The sequence below is a fragment of the Ornithinibacter aureus genome (genome assembly GCF_009858245.1).
Taxonomy (GTDB): Bacteria; Actinomycetota; Actinomycetes; order Actinomycetales; family Dermatophilaceae; genus Fodinibacter; species Fodinibacter aureus.
Genome location: NZ_VMSB01000001.1, coordinates 2,549,632 through 2,566,493, shown reverse-complemented (window position 1 = coordinate 2,566,493; position 16,862 = coordinate 2,549,632). Strand labels below are relative to the sequence as shown.

The window sequence follows — 16,862 nt, the reverse complement described above, 5'->3', positions numbered from 1 at the left end:
GCACGAAGTCGGTTGAGAGGATGGGACCATGAGCGAAGCATCCGAGCCGTATCGCGTGTGTGTCGTGTGCTGGGGCAACATCTGCCGTTCCCCCATGGGGGAGTTCCTCCTGCGCGAGGCCTTCGCGGATGCCGGGTTGGCCGACCGCGTCGTCGTCGACTCCGCGGGGACCTCGGCCGAGGAGCTCGGCAACGGGATGCACCCGCGCACCGCCGCCGTCATGCGCCGCAACGGCCACCCCGACACCGGCTGGAGCAGCCACCGCGCCCGCCGCTTCGACACCTCGTGGTTCGACCGCTACGACCTCGTGCTGCCCGTCGACCACATCCACGTCGACCGCCTCGAGCACCTGGCCCGCGGAGCCAGCACCGGCAGCGGCTCACCGCGTGCCACCGTGCGCCTGTTCCGCTCCTTCGACCCGGATGCCGTCGCGTCGGGTGACGTGGGCATGGAGGACCCCTGGTACGGCACCGACCCGGCGTACGACCAGACCTACGCCGAGATCACGGCCGCCATCCCGGGCATCGTCGAGCACGTGCGCGCCGCTCTGGGAGACTGAGCGCATGAGCAGCCTCGCCGCCTCGACCTCGCTCGCCGACGCCCAGCCCCCGATCGCGCTCGGCGCGCTCGACGGGCGCTACCGCGGGGCGGTGGCCCCCCTCGTCGACCACCTCAGTGAGCCGGCCCTGAACCGGGCCCGCGTGCACGTCGAGGTCGAGTGGCTGATCCACCTCACCGAGCGTGAGGTGGTTCCCGGCGTGCGGCGACTCACGGCGTCCGAGATCGAGAGCCTGCGGGAGATGGTGCGCTCGTTCGGCGCGGCGGAGATCGACGAGATGGCCGCCACCGAGCGGGTGACGCAGCACGACGTGAAGGCCGTCGAGTACTTCGTGAAGAAGCGGCTCACGCAGATCGCGCCCGACGACGCCGACCGCGGCCTGGCCGAGCTCATCCACTTCGCGTGCACGAGCGAGGACGTCAACAACCTGTCGTACGCCGTGATGGTCAAGGGGGCCGTGACCGAGGTCTGGCTGCCGCGGGCGACCGCCCTCGTCGAGGCGATCGCGACGATGGCCTCCGACCTGCGCGACGTGCCGCTGCTCGCCCACACCCACGGGCAGCCCGCGACGCCGACGACCATGGGCAAGGAACTCGCCGTGCTCGCGTGGCGCCTCCAGCGCCAGCTCGCCCGCATCGAGGACGCCGAGTTCCTCGGCAAGCTCAACGGCGCCACGGGCACCTACGGGGCGCACGTCGCGGCGGTGCCGGGCGCCGACTGGCAGTCGGTGAGCCGCGAGTTCGTCGAGCACCTCGGGCTCACGTGGAACCCGCTCACGACGCAGATCGAGAGCCACGACTGGCAGAGCGAGCTCTACGCCGACATCGCCCGGTTCAACCGCGTGCTGCACAACCTGTGCACCGACGTGTGGACCTACATCTCGATGGGCTACTTCGCCCAGGTACGCGGCCAGGGCACGGTCGGCTCGTCGACGATGCCGCACAAGGTCAACCCGATTCGCTTCGAGAATGCCGAGGCCAACCTCGAGGTGAGCAACGCCCTCTTCGACGTGCTCGGCGCGACCCTCGTGCAGAGCCGCCTCCAGCGCGATCTCACCGACTCCTCGATGCAGCGCAACATCGGCACCGCCTTCGGGCACAGTCTGCTCGCCATCGACAACGCCACTCGTGGGCTCGCGGGGTTGGATGCCGTTCCCGCCGCCATGGCCGCCGACCTCGACGCGAACTGGGAGGTTCTCGGCGAGCCGATCCAGTCGGCGATGCGGGCCCTCGGGGCGCAGGGAGTGCCGGGGATGGAGGAGCCGTACGAGCGGCTCAAGGAGCTGACCCGCGGGCGGCGCATCGGGCAGGCCGAACTCGTCGAGTTCGTGCGTGGGCTGGGGCTGCCCGCCGAGGTCGAGGAGCGCCTCGCGGCGATGACGCCGGCGACCTACGTGGGGCTGGCACCCGAGCTCGTCGACCACCTGCGGTGAGTCAGGGCGTGGGTCCCGGGGCGCGCCCCGGGCCGCACGGCCCTCAGGTGCAGACGCCCCTGGGTCGCCGAGGCCACCGACGACCCCGCGGCCGGGCTCCTCGGGTCGGTCGCGCTCAAGGAGGTGACCCCCACCCACCTGGAGCTGAAGACCACGCGTGTCACGGCATCCCGCCGGGGTCGTGGGTTGGGTCGGTGCTCGCTCGACCACGCCCTGAACGAGGCGCGCGCGGCCGGAGCGCTGGCTGCGCGACCGTGCCCCGGCGGTCAGCCGTGACCAACCGTGGTGGCCAAGATCCGCGACGGGTGCTCACGGCCGTGGAGTCCGTGGCTCCGGGGGCGTCCGGTGACGGAACGTCTCGTCTTACCCCTCCGACTCTCAGGAATACCCCCTAGGGGTATCATGTTGGGGTGGACATGACGGAGCACCCCACCACCGTCGCCCCCGGCTACGCGGGGCACAAGGACGACCATCTCAAGAGGCTGCGCCGCATCGAGGGGCAGGTGCGCGGGATCGCGCGGATGGTGGAGTCCGACGCGTACTGCATCGACGTCCTGACCCAGGTGAGCGCCGTGACGCGAGCCCTCCAGGCGGTCAGCCTCGGACTGCTCGAGGAGCACATCGAGCACTGCGTCGTCGACGCCGCTCGTGAGTCCGACGAGGCCGCCGCCGTCAAGGTCGCCGAGGCCACCGCCGCGATCGCCCGGCTGGTGAGGAGCTGACATGACCCAGACCACCGACCGCCCGCAGCACGACCACGACGAGGTGCGCGAGGTCGACCTCGCCATCACCGGCATGACCTGCGCGTCGTGCTCGGCCCGCATCGAGAAGAAGCTCGGCAAGCTCGACGGCGTGGAAGCCGTGGTGAACCTCGCGACCGAGAAGGCCACCGTGCGCTATGCCGGGGCGGTCACCGTCGAGGACCTGTTGCGCACCGTGCGCGCCACCGGCTACGGCGCCGAGGTCGTGCGCGGCGGACCGCAGCCGGAAGCCGCCGGGTCGACCCGTACCCCGAGTGACCTATTGGTCGGTACAGGTACGCCCGGCGGCGGATCGGCCCGTACCCCGAGTGACCTATTGGTCGATTCGGGGACGCACGAGATCCACCTCGACCACGCCGTCGCCGCTGAGGACGCCCTCAAGCGGCGGGCCCTCGTCGCGGCGGTGCTCACGGTTCCGGTGGTCATCCTGGCGATGGTCCCCGGCATCCACCTCGACTCCAGCCCGTGGGTGCAGCTCGCCCTCGCGACCCCCGTGGTGCTCTGGGCCGGCTGGCCCTTCCACCGCGCCGCCGCCCTCAACGCGCGCCACGGCGCCTCGACGATGGACACCCTCGTGTCGATCGGCGTGCTCACCGCGTACCTCTGGTCGGCGGTCGTCGTGCTCACCGGGCGCGCCAGCAGCATGTCGGGCATGTCCGACATGGGCTCGGCGAACGGCGTGGATGCCGCTGGCACCACCCACCTGTGGTTCGAGACCGCCACCGTGGTCACCACCTTCCTGCTCATCGGACGCTGGATGGAGGCCCGCGCCACGGACCGCACCCGCGACGCGCTGCGGGGCCTGATGTCGCTCGGCGCCAAGGACGTCGCCGTCGAGCGGGTCGACCCCACCACCAGGGCCACCACGGAGGTTCGGATCCCTGTCGACCAGCTCGGCGTGGGCGACCGCTTCGTCGTTCGACCGGGCGAGAAGGTCGCGACCGACGGCCGGGTCGTCGAGGGCTCCAGTGCCGTCGACGCCTCCCTCGTCACCGGCGAGTCACTGCCGGTCGACGTCGCCACGGGCGACGACCTCGTCGGCGGCAGCATCAACACCACCGGTCGGCTCGTCGTCGAGGCCACCCGGGTCGGGGCCGACACGACCCTGGCCGGCATCGCCCGGCTCGTGGAGCGGGCGCAGACGACCAAGGCGCCCATCCAACGCCTGGCCGACCGGGTCTCGGCGATCTTCGTGCCGATCGTGCTCGTGCTGGCCGCGCTGACGTTCCTCGGGTGGTGGATCGGCACCGGGGACCCCGCACGCGCCCTCGAGATCGCGATCGCCGTGCTCGTCATCGCCTGCCCCTGCGCCCTGGGGTTGGCCACGCCGACCGCGCTCCTCGTCGGCACCGGGCGGGGCGCCCGCCTCGGCATCCTCATCAAGGGCGCCGACGTCCTCGAGGACACGCGCCGCATCGACACCGTCGTGCTCGACAAGACCGGCACGGTCACCAGCGGCGAGATGACCCTCGTCGACGTCGCCACCGCCGGGCGCCTGCCCAAGGACCAGGCCCTGCGAGCCGCAGCCGCCGTCGAGACGGGCAGCGAGCACCCCGTGGCCCGAGCCATCGTGGCCGCGGCGACGAGCCGGGCGATCGAGGCGCCCCGAGCCACCGACTTCGCGTCGCTCCCCGGCGCCGGCGCGCGGGCGGCCATCAAGGGCACCGAGGTCACCGTCGGACGCGCCGACCTCTTCGACGACGTGCCGCAGGAACTCGCACGTCCCACCGTCGACGGCACGACGGTCTGGGTCGGCTGGGGCGGGCGTGCCCACGCATCGCTCACGGTGGCCGACACGGTGCGCCGCAGCTCGCAGCGGGCCGTGCGCGATCTCGCCGAACTCGGGCTGCCGGCGTACCTGTTGACCGGTGACCACGACCAGGCCGCGCTGACCGTGGCCCGTGACGTCGGCATCCCGGTCGGGCGGGTCATCGCCGACGTCCGCCCCGAGGACAAGCACGCGATGATCGCCGACCTGCAGAAGCGGGGCAAGGTCGTCGCGATGGTCGGCGACGGGGTCAACGATGCCGCGGCGCTGGCCCAGGCCGACCTCGGGATCGCCATGGGAACGGGCACCGACGTCGCCGCGGACTCGGCCGACATCGTGCTGCTGCGCTCCGAGCTGCCCGCCGTCGTCGACGCGATCGAGCTGTCCCGGGCGACGTTGCGCACGATCAAGCAGAACCTCGGGTGGGCCTTCGGCTACAACATCGCGGCGATCCCGCTGGCAATGGCCGGGCTGCTCAACCCGATGATCGCCGGGGCCGCGATGGCGGCATCCAGCGTGCTCGTCGTGAGCAACAGCCTGCGCCTGCGCCGCTGGTCACGCGAGGGCTGAGCGTCAGATGGTGACGTCGCCGTTCGGGGTGTCGAACGTGACGGCCATGAGGCCGGGCGTGCCGTGCGGGGAGACGAACTTGAAGTCGATGACCGTCGACGTCGAGTCGGCGGGCAGGCCGAGCCACTCGCGCACCCGGTCGGGGTCGCCGGCGATCTGGAGCGACTCGATGGTCACCTCGGTGGCGGCGTCACCCGAGGGGTGCGGCACCCCCTGCGCCCACTCGATGAAGTAGGGCAGCTGTGGGTCGGACTGCAGGCCCTTGATGCCCAGCTGGCGCCAGCGCAGCTCGACCCCGTCGGGGCGGTGGCGGTTGCCGTCGACGGCCTCGCGGCCGAGGCGGGACTCCTGCTCGGTGATGTCGTCGACCTGCACGACCCAGCCGAGCCAGCCACCGCCGGCCTCGGAACGCGCACGCACGGCCTGACCGAAGGGGGCCTTGTCGCTGGCCGGGTGGTCGAGCACCTCGACGACCTCGACGTACCGCTCGTGGGCGAGCGGAAGGATGATGTTGCGTGTCCCGAAGCGCGGGTGGACCCCCCCGTCGACCGGGGTCACCCCGATCTGCTCCGCGAGACGCTGCGCCGTGGCCTTGAGGCCGTCGCGCTCGGCGGCATAGACGACGTGGTCAACTCGCATGCCGTTCATCGTCGCACACGCAAAGGGGTGCTCTTGACACAGGCCGGGCTCACGCCGACGCCGTGACAGGAGCGTGACCATCCGGCGGTCACACCGACCACGCCCGCCTCAGGAGGAACGCTGGCGCACCGCTTCGTAGATGACGACGGCAGCCGCCGTGGCCGCGTTGAGGGAGTTGACCCGCCCCACCATGGGGATGCGCACCCGCGCGTCCGCGGCCGTCAGCGCCGCGACGGTCAGGCCCTGCTTCTCGGTGCCGACCGCGATCGCGACGCCGCCGCGGTAGTCGACATCGGTGTGCGTGGTGTCGGTGTCGGGGGTGGTCGCGACGAGTCGGATGCCGTGGCGCCGCAACCACGCCACGACCTCCTCGGTGGTCGCAGAGGCCACGGGGACGGAGAAGACCGTGCCCTTGCTGGCCCGCACGACGTTGGGGTTGCCCCAGTCGGTGACGGGGTCGGCGGCGACGACGGCGGCGACGCCGGCGGCATCCGCGGTGCGCAGCACGGCCCCGAGGTTCCCCGGCTTCTCCAGGCCCTCGCACACGAGCACGAGCGGGTCGGGCGGCAGGTCGAGGTCACCGAGCGCCACCCCGGCCACGGGGACGACGGCGAGGAACCCGTCCGGTCCCTCGCGGTAGGCGACCTTCTCGAACGCGCCCCGGCTGAGCCGGATCGTCGACGCCCCGAGGTCCCGGGCCCGCTGCACGATCTCACCCTGGGCGGCAGGGTCGAGCATGAGCTCGGGGCAGTGCAGCACGGTCCGGGGCGCCACACCGGCGTCGAGCGCCAGGGTCAGCTCCTCGTACCCGTCGACGACGGTCAGACCCTCGTCCTCGCGCACCCGGCGGCGGCGCAGAGCCAGCACGGCCTTGAGTCGGGGGTTGGACGCTGAGGTCACGTGCAGCTCGGCCATGGCGGCCCCAGCATCCCACGAGGATGCCGCGTGGCGAGCAGTTCGTCTGTCTCTCGGAGGTCGTTGGGGCACCTGATCGGGGTAGACATGGCCGGTGAATGACACCCTGACTGCCCCTGCGCCACCGACGAGGGCACAACGGCTGGTGCGCGCACTGACGTACGCCCTTCCCGCCGCAGCCGTGCTCTTCGGGGTGGGGCTGCTCGTGCGCAGCGAGTGGGACCCGCTCATCCGGCTCGACGACGCCCTCATCGAGCGTGCCACCGCGTACACGCGCCCGCGCGAGGGGTTGACCGACTTCCTCGTGCGCTGGCAGGAGCTGACCCAGCCGTTCAAGCTCTACCTGGCCGGCACCGCCCTGTGCCTGTGGGCCTGGCTGGCCAAGGGCCTGCGCACCCGGGCCGCGTGGGCCTTCATCACGATGATGCTCGCGTGGATGGTGGGGCTCGGCGCCAAGTACCTGTTCCAGCGGGCTCGCCCGGTGCTCGAGGACCCGGTGTCGACCAGCCCCGGCTACTCCTTCCCCTCCGGCCACGCCCTGAACTCGGCCGCATGGGCGACGATCGTCGTGCTCCTCCTCTGGCCGCTGCTCCGGTCGAGGGCGTCACGAGTCGTCGCCGTCGCGGCGGCGGTCGCGATGGTGACGGTCACGGCATCCGACCGCGTCCTGCTCGGGGTGCACTTCCCCTCCGACGTGACCGTCGGCGTCATCACCGGGGTCGGCCTGGTGCTGGCCTCCTACGCTGGCTACCGACGACAGGAGGGTCAGTGATGGGGTTCCTCACTCGGTGGGACGACGACCAGAGCCGGCCGACGGTCAAGGCCGCGCTGCGTGACCTCGGGGTGCGGGCCGTGCTTCCAGCGACCGCCCTGCTCGCGGTCATCATCGGGTTCGGCTACCTGCTCAAGGGCCCGCTGTTCGAGCTCTCGGAGGACGAGAAGCAGATCAACCGCGAGTTCCAGGACGCACGCGACGGGCTCTGGAATTCGATCACCCACCTGATGTCCTCGATCGGCAACACCGAGTACGTCATCGGCGTGTGCCTCATCGTCGTCGGCCTGGTCTGGTGGCGCACGAAGCAGTGGTGGTACGCCGTGGTGCCCGGCATCGCGATCAGCCTCCAGGCCACCGTGTTCGTCATCGCCACCCACGTCGTCGGCCGCGCCCGGCCGACCGTGGAGCGACTCGACCCGACTCCTCCGACGTCGAGCTTCCCGAGCGGGCACGTCGGTGCCTCGACGGCGCTGTACGTGGCCCTGGGACTGATGGCGACGCGGATCGACAACCCGCTCGTGCGCCGGCTGGCGGTCACGTGGTGCGTCCTCGCCCCGGCGTTCGTCGCGTACGCGCGGCTCTACCGGGGCGCGCACCACGTGACCGACATCGTGTTCGGCATCATCAACGGGGTGGTGTGCGCGGTGTTGGCCTGGCTCTACCTCCGGCGCAGGGCCGCGGTCACAACCGACCGATGACGTAGACGATGCCGGAGGCGCGCGGCAGGCCCTTGGAACGCAGGAGTTCAGATCGCTCGCGGCAATTACTGCGTGCGATCTGAGCTCCTGCGTTTCGCTCAGAGGCGGGCGTACCGGGCGCGGGCGAAGGAGTAGACGCCGTACGACGCGATGCCCGCGGCCACCATCGTCAGCAGGTACGGCCCGAAGGCGAGGTCGCGGATCGTCGTCAGGGCCCCGTCGAGCCCGGCCGCCTCCTCGGAGTCGGCGTGCCAGGCCGCGAGCAGGAACAGCAGTCCGACGACGAAGAGCGCACACCCCTTGGCGACGTACCCGAGTCGTCCGGCCGTCACGGCCCAGTCGCCGGGGTGTTCCTGGAGGTCCTCGAGGAACTTCTTGGACCACCCCTTGTAGACGTGGTACCCGGCGACCCCGAGCACGACGAGACCCACGAGACCCACGATGTAGCGGCCACCCGGCATCCCCATGACCTGAGCGGTGACGTCGTCGGTCTTCGCCTCGTCGGAGTTCGACGCACCGCGCGCGATCGCGAAGGAGGACCAGGCGAAGCTCGTGTACATCACGGCCTTGGCGGCCGACTTGATGCGGTCGCTCGTCTCGCCGCCCACGATCGCTGCGGCCGCCAGCGCCACGGCGAGCATGAGGAAGCCGAGGACCGCGAAGCCGAGCATCAGCGGGCCACCACCGCTGCTCGCGACGGCCTTCAGGGCTCCGGAGGTGTCGGCGTCCCCCGAGCCGCCACCGATGCCCCACGCGAGCTTGAGGGCGATCCAGCCGATGATGAAGTGGATGACGCCGGACATCGCGTACCCGATGCGCGCGCCCTTCTCGACGACGGGGTGGTCGCCGGCCCTGCGGGCGGCGCTGCTGACGTCGGTGCTGTCCATTGCTTCACTTTTCCACCACCGCGGATGCCGTGGCGCGCTACGTGCGCGCGAGTTCGGCTCGCGCTCGTGGCGGCGCCAGAGCAGTGAGGTCAGAGCAGTGAGGTCAGCACGTCGACGAGACCGTCGTCGTCGACGTCCCCGGTCACCTCGTCGGCGGCCGCCTTGACCTCGTCCGGGGCGTTGCCCATGGCCACGCCGCGGGCCGCCCAGCGCAGCATCTCGACGTCGTTGCGCTGGTCGCCGACCGCGACGGTGTGCTGCGGCTCGATGGCCAGCCAGCGCCGGATGACCTCGAGCGCGGCCCCCTTGGAGACCCCCTCCGGGGTGATGTCGAGCCACGCGCTCCAGCCGACGGCGTACTCGACCCCGTGCAGGCCGATGCGTGCGGTGCGCTCGATGAACTCCTCGCTGGTCGCACTGGGGTCGCGCAGCGTCACGCGGGTGACCGGGGTCGACATCAGCTCGTCGAAGGACACGACCTCGGGGATGCCGTCCAGCTCACCGTCCGGGAACGGCGCGCTCACCTTGAAGCCCACGCCGAGCTCCTCGACCGCGACCAGCGCCGAGGGGAAGTGTTCGCGCAGCGCGGTCAGGGCCGGCGCCGGGTCGAAGGTGACCGACTCGACGATCTCGTACCCGGCATCCGACGTCGGGTCCAACCGCAGGGTGATCGCGCCGTTGGCGCACACCGCATACCCGGTGGTCAGGCCGAGTCGGTCGAGGATCGGCAGGGTGCCGATGATCCCCCGCCCGGTGGCGATGGTGACGTGGTGGCCGGCATCCGCGACGGCGGTCACGGCATCGCGGACCGCGGGCGACAGGGCCCCCTCGTGGTTCACGGTGGTGCCGTCGATGTCGAGGGCGATCAGGTGTGGAGTGCTCATCGCGCGCCACGCTACCGGGGGCAGGTGAACGCTCGGGGTCAGCTCTGGGCAGGGGGGTCCTCCCGGCCGTAGGGTGACGTGGCATGGAGACCTTGGTGCTGACGGTCATCAGTGACGACCGACCCGGGCTGGTGGCGACGCTGTCGGCCAGCCTCGCCGCTCGGGGCGCCACGTGGCAGCGCAGCCAGTTGTCGCAGCTGGCAGGCAAGTTCGCCGGCATCGTCGAGGTCGTCGTCCCGGCGGTCGGTGTCGACGGGCTCGTGGCCGACCTCGAGGGGTTGGCGGGTCAGGGCATCACCGTCTCGACCACGCGCACGAGTGCGGCGGCCGAGGCGCCGACTCACCACCTCACCCTCGACCTGGTCGGGGCCGATCGTCCCGGCATCGTCGCCGAGGTGTCGGCACTGCTCTCGGCGCGGGGGATCGGCATCGTCGAACTCGAGACCTTCGTCAGCGAGGCACCGATGGCCGGCGGCATGCTCTTCGAGGCCCACGCCGTGCTGGCCGCGCCGGCCGGAGCGGACGAGGGTGAGCTGCGGGCGGCGATGGAGTCGCTCGCCGACGAGCTCATGGTCGACGTGGCCCTCGCCGAGGACGCCTGAGCGCTCAGATCAGTTCGACGCGGTCGGCCTGCGGGCCCCGGTCGCTCTGACGCACCTGGAAGCGGACCCGATCGCCCTGGTACAGGTGGTCGGAGCCGCGGATGACCGACACGTGCACGAACAGGTCGTCACCTCCGGCGTCGGGAGCGATGAAACCGAACCCGCGGTCAGGGTCGTAGCGCACGATGACACCCTCGCCACCGCGCGTGGGGGTGCTCGAGGGACGTCGCTGATCCGACCTTCCACGTGCTGGCGGCCTGGTGGAGCCAGCGCCCCGACGCGGTGCGCCGCCGGCCAGACGGACGTCGCGAGCCTGCGGGCCCTTCTCGCTGTCGACGAGGTCGAACGTCACCCGGTCGCCTTCCTCCAGCTCGAAGAGCCCGGTGCCGAGGTCCCTCACGTGCGCAAAGACGTCCTGGCCGCCGCCATCAGGCGTGATGAACCCGAAGCCCTTGTCCGTGTCGTACCAGGTCACGGTGCCGTCAGCGCCGTCCGACTGCTCTGCCCGACCTGACGCCCCGGCGGGCTGGGAGGCGTGGGCTGCCTGCGCCCCCAGGGGCAGCAGTGGATCGGCTTGCAGCCCCTTCTCCCCCTCGACGACGAGGAACGCCACGCGCTGGCCCTCCGTCACGACGCCGCCACCGACGATGGCCGATGCGTGGACGAACACCTGGCCCTCTTCGCCGTCGGGCGTGACGAACCCGTAGCCCTTGGTCGGTTCGTACCAGGCGACCGTGCCGAGCACGCCCAGCGGCGCATCGGCGGCGTGGTCGGCCGTGACCCGGACGCGGCGTGCCTGCGGACCGCGGTCACCCTCACCGACCTCGAACTCGACGACCTGCCCCTCGCGCAGCACGCGCACCCCGTCGCTGCTGACGATCTCGGTGGCGTGGACGTACAGGTCGTCGGTGTCCTCACCCAGCGCGATGAAGCCGAAGCCCCGGTCGGCATCGAACCAGCGAACGGTTCCCTCGGTCACGGCTGACTCCTCGTCGAAGCTACGGTCGGTGTGCTGGATCATTGTCGCCGACGAGCCGCAGGCAGGGAACCACGCGCGAGGCGTGAGGCGTCGCGCGCGGGCGCGAGGCGTGATGCCGGAGCCTGGGCGGGCGAGGCCGCCGGGGGGTATGGCCAGCAACCCTTGCGCCAGACAAGGAACCCCTTGCGGGGGACAACCTTCCCGCGGGGGCACCGCCAGCAACCCTTGCACCAGGCAAGGAATCCCTTGCGGGGCACAACGTCCCTGGACAGCACCCCCCACACCCCTTCGACCCACCGGCAGGAGCGCTCGCACCGCCACCCAGGGCGAGCACTGCTCACCTGCTGTCAGGAGCGAGCCGTGCTGGGGTCACCGTCAGGGGCGAGCAGCGCTCGGCTCACCGTCAGGGGCGCGGCTTGCCCAGGGTCCAGTACCCGCACGAGTAGATGCTGCCCCGGTCGACCCCGGCCTCGCGCAGCACGCGCCGCGCCCCGGCAGCCAGAGCCGCCTCACCGCAGGCCCACGCGTACCGCACCGGCCCTCCCCCGGCAGCAAGAGCACCAGCCAGCCCCGGCACCACGGCACTCCCCGGGCGCCCGGAACGCACGTACACCCGCGCATCCCCCAGCTCGTACGCCCGCAGCACGGACACGTCGGCCACCTCGACGTGCACCTCCACGCCCTGGTCGGCTGCGTCACCGGGCCCGCCCCACGACTCGAGGATCGCCGCCACCGACGGCACCGCGCTCTCGTCGGCGACGAGCACCTGGCGGCCGGTCACCTCCAGCCCGCGGTAGAGGGCACCGCTGGCGCGCAACCCCACGGGGTCGCCCGGCCGAACCCGGCAGGTCCACGCCGACCCGGGCCCCGTGTCCCCGTGGGTCATGATGTCGATGTCGATCCGCCCACGCAGCGGGTCGTGCTCGCGGATCGTGTACCAGCGCAGCGCCGGCCGGTCCACAGCCGCGATCGCGGCGACCGAAGCACGCATGTCGACGGCATCCGGGTCGGGCATGACGAGCGGCCGACCAGCCGCGGGCATCACCAACCCCACGTACTCGTCGGGCCCACACGTCACGAAGTCGCGCAACCCCGGTGCCTCACACGTTACCCGGCGCATCCCGCCGCCGAGGTCGGCCACCTCGACGACCGTGGCCACGAACTGCGGCACGTCCTCGCGCACGAGAGGCGTGGCGGCATCCGACGTGCGCGCAAGCCGTCGGGTGGCCATCGACAGGACCTTGGCACCGGCACTCATGACGCTCTCCTTCGGGGGATGACCACGGGGGTTCCGGACTCGGGGTCGACGATGACGCTCGCGGTGACCCCGAAGACCTCGGCGATCACCTCAGGCGTCACCACCTGCGCGGGCGACCCCTCAGCAACGATCCGGCCGTCACGCATCGCGACGAGGTGGTCGGCGTAGCGGGCAGCCATCGCGAGGTCGTGCAGCACCATGACGACCGTCGTGCCGGACTCGTCGCGCAGCGAACGCACGAGGTCGAGCACGTCGAGCTGGTGCGCGATGTCGAGGAAGGACGTCGGCTCGTCGAGCAGCAGCACCGGCGTGTCCTGGGCCAGCACCATCGCCAGCCACACCCGCTGCCGCTGACCGCCCGACAGGCTGTCGACCGGCACCGACGCCAGCTCGACGAGGTCGGTGCGGATCAGCGCCGACGCGACGGCCTCCTCATCGGCACGGCCCCAGCTGCGGAACAGGCCGTGGTGCGGATGCCGCCCGCGCTCGACGAGCTCGAGCACGCTGACCCCCTCGGGAACGATCGGCTGCTGCGGCAGCAACCCCAGACGCCGGGCCACCTCACGCGTCGGCATCGACGTGATCGCCTCTCCGTCGAGCAGCACCGACCCGCCGCGTGGCTTCAGCAGCCGGCCGAGCCCGCGCAGCAACGTCGACTTGCCGCACCCGTTGGGCCCGACGACGACGGTGACCTGACCCGTCGGCACCTCGAGGGTGACCCCGTCGACGACGATCCGCTCGTCGTAAGCCAAGCTCACGGCATCCGCGATCAGTCGAGGCGCGGCCTCCTGCGATCGCTCAACCTCCTGCGAACGTGGGTGAAAACCGTCGGCTGGACGACGATCTTCACCCACGTTCCAGCGAGGGGTGGCAGTCTCTGACACGGTCATCGGCCCTCCGGGGACGTGGTTCGGGAGCGGAGCATCCAGAGCAGGACGGGGGCGCCGAGCAGGCCGGTGACGACCCCGACCGGCAGGGCGGTGCCGGGGATGGCACATGCCGCGGCGTAGTCGGCCGCCACGACGACGACGGCTCCGACAAGAGCGCCGATGCCGATGGCGGGCCGCCCGGGCACCAGTCGGCGGGCGATCGGGCCGGCGAGGAACCCGACGAATGCGATCGGCCCGACGACCGCCGTCGCGGAGGCGACGAGCGCGACCACGATCAGCGTCACCCCCACGCGCAGTGGCCCGACGCGCACGCCGAGACCGGCGGCGAGGTCGTCCCCCAGCCTGAGCACGGGCAGCGCAGACCCGAGCACGAGCAGCAACGGGATGAGCACGGCGTCCAGGACCAGAAGCCGGGCGATCTCGGCCCAGGTGACCGAGTTGAGGCTGCCGCTCAGCCAGATCAGCGCGTCCTGCGCCTGGTAGATGCTCGCGCGCACGAGCACCCAGTGCACGACAGCCGACAGCCCGGCCGCGAGCGCCACCCCGACGAGCACCATCCGGCCGGTCGCCCCGCCACGACCTCCGGCCTGGCTGAGGATGAGCGCTGCCGCCCCGAACGCACCGGCCAGCGCCGCGAGCGTGACCGGCGTGCCGCGCACCCCGAACGTCACGACCGCGATGACGGCCCCGGCGCTGGCCCCGAGGGTGATGCCGAGGACGTCAGGGCTCGCGAGCGGGTTGCGCAGCAGCACCTGGAACGCCGACCCGGCCGCCCCGAAGGCCGCCCCCGCGAGCACGGCCATGACCGCCCGCGGCAGCGTCGACTCCATGAGCACGAACGACGCCCCGGGGATCTGCTCGCCGCCGATGATCGCGATCGCGTCGACGAACGAGACCCGGTAGTCGCCGAGCAGCGCCCGCACGAGCACGAGGGTGACGAGCAGCAGGAGCAGCGCACCGACGACGAGCACGCGGCGGCGGCGAGGGCCCCGCCGGGCGGCGGCGAGGTGGCGGGCAACGTCGCCGGATGCCGTGGTGCCGGATGCCACTGCGTCGGATGCCGTGGTGCCGGATGCCGTGAACGTCGCCATCACAGCCCCTTCACCCGGCGGACGACCGCCACGAGGACGGGCGCCCCGAGCACCGCGCAGACGATGCCGGCCTGCACCTCACCCGGCTGCGCGATGAGGCGCCCGACGACGTCGGCGAGCACGACGAACACCGGGCCGAGGAGGAGCGACACGAGCAGCACCCGCCGGTGGTCCACCCCGACGACGGCGCGCACGAGGTGCGGCACGACGAGCCCGACGAACGCGATGGGCCCGGCCAGCGCCGTGGCGCAGGCCGCGAGCAGCACGGCACCGGCGGCGGCCAGCCCGCGGTGGAGCAGGACGTTCTGCCCGAGCCCGCGGGCCAGGTCGTCACCGAGGGCGACCGCGTTGAGCGTCGGACCGGCCGTGAGGGTCAGCACCAGGCCGACGACGAGGAAGGGGGCGATGTCGATCACCTGGGTGGCGTCACGACCGGCGACCGAGCCCACCTGCCAGAACCGGAAGCTGTCCAGGGCCCCCCGGTCGGTGACGATCACGGCACCGATGAGGCTCTGGGCCAGGGCCATGACCGCGGCCCCGGCGAGGGCCATCGACACCGGGGCACTCGCGCGGGGCGCCATGAGGGTGAGTGACTGCACGAGCACGGCGACGGCGATCGAGCCGACGAGCGCGGCGACGACGTAGCCGGTCACGCTCGACAGCCCGAGGAAGCGGATGCCGATGACCACGGCCAGGGCAGCCCCGGCGTTCAGCCCGAGGATGCCGGGTTCGGCGATGGGGTTGCGCGTCAACCCTTGGAGCACCACCCCGCTCAGGGCGATGGCTGCCCCGACCACGAGCCCGATGACCGTGCGGTCGACGCGGGAGGCGACGATCGCCGCGCTCTCCTGGCTCACCGGCATCCCCCGCAGTGCGTCGAGCACGTCGCCCGCGGGGATGGACTGGACCCCGACGAGCACCGACGTCAACGAGGTGAGCGCGATCAGGGCCAGCCCGGCCGCGGCGACGACGGCTAGCGGGAGGCGGCCCCCCGCCCGGGAGTGCTCACCACCGTGCCTCGAGTGCGGAAGTGGTTGCCGGGGCGACCGCTTCCGCACTCGAGGCTGGGCGAGGGTGGAGGTCACGAGGTGGGCGTGCCGCTCAGCGCCGTGGCGATCTTGGGCAGGAAGTCGTCGACGGCCGTGCGCACCGACAGCGGGCTCGGCAGCGACATGGACAGGGCGATCGCGTTGTCGGCGCTGGCGACGTACTGCTTCTTGCGCAGCGCCGGGATCTGCGAGAGCAGGGCGTTGCCTATGATGTCGTCGGCCTGCGTGCCCTCGGCGGCGTAGAAGACGACGAGGTCGGCGTCGAGGGTCGAGGCCTTCTCGGCCGACAGGTTCACCGAGAACGCCGTCGGGTCGGTCTTGCTCAGCTCGGCGACCGTCGGGGAGTCGACGAGGCCGAACTCACGCAGCATCTGCGGTCGCAGGTCGGCGGTCGTGTAGAGGCCGATCGTCGACAGGTCGGTCGGGCTGAACCACGCCCAGGCCGCACTCTTGCCCTTGATCTGCGGGTTGGCGGCCACGGCATCCGCGATGGTCTTGGTCGTGGCGGCCTCGAGCGCGGCGGCCTGGGTGGGCTGGCCGAGCGCCTGCCCGATGGCCTCGAGTTGGTCCTGCCAGGGCGTGCCCCACGGCGCGACCGTGTAGGGCACGACGGGGGAGATCTTGCTCAGCTTGTCGTAGTCCTCCTTGGAGACCCCCGAGGACAGACCGAGGATGAGGTCGGGCTTGGTCGCCGCGATGTCGTCGAAGGGGATGCCGGCGGAGTCGTCGTAGCGGGCGATGTCGCCGTCCTTGACGCCGAGTTCGGTGGCCTTGGCGTCGAACCAGTCGGTGGAGCCCTTGGCGTTGCCACCCCAGGTGATCTTGGGGGCCCCGACGGGCACGACCCCGAGCGCAGCGACGACGTCGGCGTCGGCCCAGCCGATGGTGGCGACTCGGGTGGGGGCCTGCTCGATCGTCGTCGACCCGTGGGCGTGGGTGATCGTCACGGGGTAGGCCGAGGCGTCGACGGCGGTGCCGCTGGTGCCCGAGGACGCGGGGGCGGTCTCGCTGGGCCCGGTGGAGCACCCGGCAAGGGCGATGAGGGCCAGCGCCGGGGCGGCGGCGAGCAGGTGACGGCGGGACGGCATTCGGGTGACCTCCGGGG

The 16,862-nt window shown here is 72.0% G+C and carries 17 protein-coding genes and 1 pseudogene; 8 read left to right on the top strand and 10 right to left on the bottom strand.

Annotated elements, in window-relative coordinates; genetic code table 11:
• The first annotated feature begins 28 nt into the window (after positions 1 to 28).
• The 5 genes and pseudogenes from C8E84_RS12225 (at position 29) to C8E84_RS12210 (ending at position 5,090) form a co-directional block, all read left to right on the top strand.
• Entirely contained in the window at positions 29 to 559 is a 531-nt protein-coding gene (locus C8E84_RS12225) for a low molecular weight protein-tyrosine-phosphatase (RefSeq protein WP_159902504.1), read from the top strand.
• A 4-nt stretch (positions 560 to 563) separates the two neighbouring features.
• Positions 564 to 1,991 (top strand): adenylosuccinate lyase, encoded by a 1,428-nt coding sequence (purB, locus tag C8E84_RS12220; protein ID WP_159902502.1) that lies wholly within the window; start codon positions 564 to 566, stop codon positions 1,989 to 1,991.
• Between the two features lie 66 nt (positions 1,992 to 2,057).
• Positions 2,058 to 2,267 (top strand): annotated as a pseudogene (locus C8E84_RS18545) (hypothetical protein); the annotation flags it as partial.
• A 140-nt stretch (positions 2,268 to 2,407) separates the two neighbouring features.
• A complete protein-coding gene (locus C8E84_RS12215) occupies positions 2,408 to 2,713 on the top strand; it encodes a metal-sensitive transcriptional regulator (protein ID WP_159904831.1) in 306 nt (101 codons plus the stop codon).
• 1 nt (position 2,714) lies between these two features.
• Positions 2,715 to 5,090 carry a heavy metal translocating P-type ATPase gene (locus C8E84_RS12210; protein WP_159902500.1) on the top strand — a complete coding sequence of 792 codons (2,376 nt, stop codon included), beginning with the start codon at positions 2,715 to 2,717 and terminating at the stop codon, positions 5,088 to 5,090.
• A 3-nt stretch (positions 5,091 to 5,093) separates the two neighbouring features.
• On the opposite strand, the gene C8E84_RS12205 is transcribed toward C8E84_RS12210, so the two are convergent.
• Both C8E84_RS12205 and C8E84_RS12200 read right to left on the bottom strand, forming a co-directional pair.
• Complete coding sequence (locus C8E84_RS12205) at positions 5,094 to 5,729, bottom strand: VOC family protein (protein ID WP_159902498.1); 636 nt, start codon at positions 5,727 to 5,729, stop codon at positions 5,094 to 5,096.
• A 108-nt stretch (positions 5,730 to 5,837) separates the two neighbouring features.
• The gene (locus tag C8E84_RS12200) at positions 5,838 to 6,644 is read right to left on the bottom strand and encodes a TrmH family RNA methyltransferase (RefSeq protein WP_159902496.1); all 807 of its coding nucleotides are present in this window, start codon (positions 6,642 to 6,644) and stop codon (positions 5,838 to 5,840) included.
• A gap of 94 nt (positions 6,645 to 6,738) precedes the next feature.
• Here C8E84_RS12200 and C8E84_RS12195 point away from each other — a divergent pair, with 94 nt between their 5' ends.
• Positions 6,739 to 7,416, top strand: a complete 678-nt coding sequence (locus C8E84_RS12195; protein WP_159902494.1) for a phosphatase PAP2 family protein — start codon at positions 6,739 to 6,741, stop codon at positions 7,414 to 7,416.
• Positions 7,416 to 8,117, top strand: a complete 702-nt coding sequence (locus tag C8E84_RS12190; RefSeq protein WP_159902492.1) for a phosphatase PAP2 family protein — start codon at positions 7,416 to 7,418, stop codon at positions 8,115 to 8,117. The genes C8E84_RS12195 and C8E84_RS12190 overlap by 1 nt, the downstream gene beginning before the upstream one ends.
• A 98-nt stretch (positions 8,118 to 8,215) precedes the next feature.
• On the opposite strand, the gene C8E84_RS12185 is transcribed toward C8E84_RS12190, so the two are convergent.
• Together C8E84_RS12185 and C8E84_RS12180 are read right to left on the bottom strand one after the other, a co-directional pair.
• Entirely contained in the window at positions 8,216 to 9,004 is a 789-nt protein-coding gene (locus C8E84_RS12185; RefSeq protein ID WP_159902490.1) for a DUF1206 domain-containing protein, read from the bottom strand.
• A gap of 89 nt (positions 9,005 to 9,093) precedes the next feature.
• Positions 9,094 to 9,888 (bottom strand): HAD family hydrolase, encoded by a 795-nt coding sequence (locus C8E84_RS12180; protein ID WP_159902488.1) that lies wholly within the window; start codon positions 9,886 to 9,888, stop codon positions 9,094 to 9,096.
• A gap of 83 nt (positions 9,889 to 9,971) precedes the next feature.
• Between C8E84_RS12180 and C8E84_RS12175 the strand changes: the two genes are divergently transcribed.
• A complete protein-coding gene (locus C8E84_RS12175; RefSeq protein WP_159902486.1) occupies positions 9,972 to 10,490 on the top strand; it encodes a glycine cleavage system transcriptional repressor in 519 nt (172 codons plus the stop codon).
• 4 nt (positions 10,491 to 10,494) lie between these two features.
• On the opposite strand, the gene C8E84_RS18400 is transcribed toward C8E84_RS12175, so the two are convergent.
• From C8E84_RS18400 to C8E84_RS12145, 6 genes are all read right to left on the bottom strand, one after another.
• Positions 10,495 to 11,469 (bottom strand): cold-shock protein, encoded by a 975-nt coding sequence (locus tag C8E84_RS18400; RefSeq protein ID WP_159902484.1) that lies wholly within the window; start codon positions 11,467 to 11,469, stop codon positions 10,495 to 10,497.
• A 403-nt stretch (positions 11,470 to 11,872) separates the two neighbouring features.
• Complete coding sequence (locus C8E84_RS12165; protein WP_159902482.1) at positions 11,873 to 12,727, bottom strand: siderophore-interacting protein; 855 nt, start codon at positions 12,725 to 12,727, stop codon at positions 11,873 to 11,875.
• On the bottom strand, positions 12,724 to 13,485 hold the full coding sequence (locus C8E84_RS12160) for an ABC transporter ATP-binding protein (protein WP_343041652.1): 762 nt from the start codon (positions 13,483 to 13,485) through the stop codon (positions 12,724 to 12,726). Before C8E84_RS12160 ends, C8E84_RS12165 begins: the two co-directional genes overlap by 4 nt.
• Positions 13,486 to 13,613: 128 nt before the next feature.
• Entirely contained in the window at positions 13,614 to 14,708 is a 1,095-nt protein-coding gene (locus C8E84_RS12155) for a FecCD family ABC transporter permease (RefSeq protein ID WP_159902478.1), read from the bottom strand.
• The gene (locus C8E84_RS12150) at positions 14,708 to 15,793 is read right to left on the bottom strand and encodes a FecCD family ABC transporter permease (protein WP_246196918.1); all 1,086 of its coding nucleotides are present in this window, start codon (positions 15,791 to 15,793) and stop codon (positions 14,708 to 14,710) included. The genes C8E84_RS12155 and C8E84_RS12150 overlap by 1 nt, the downstream gene beginning before the upstream one ends.
• Positions 15,790 to 16,845 (bottom strand): ABC transporter substrate-binding protein, encoded by a 1,056-nt coding sequence (locus tag C8E84_RS12145; protein WP_159902476.1) that lies wholly within the window; start codon positions 16,843 to 16,845, stop codon positions 15,790 to 15,792. The genes C8E84_RS12150 and C8E84_RS12145 overlap by 4 nt, the downstream gene beginning before the upstream one ends.
• Positions 16,846 to 16,862: the final 17 nt, after the last annotated feature.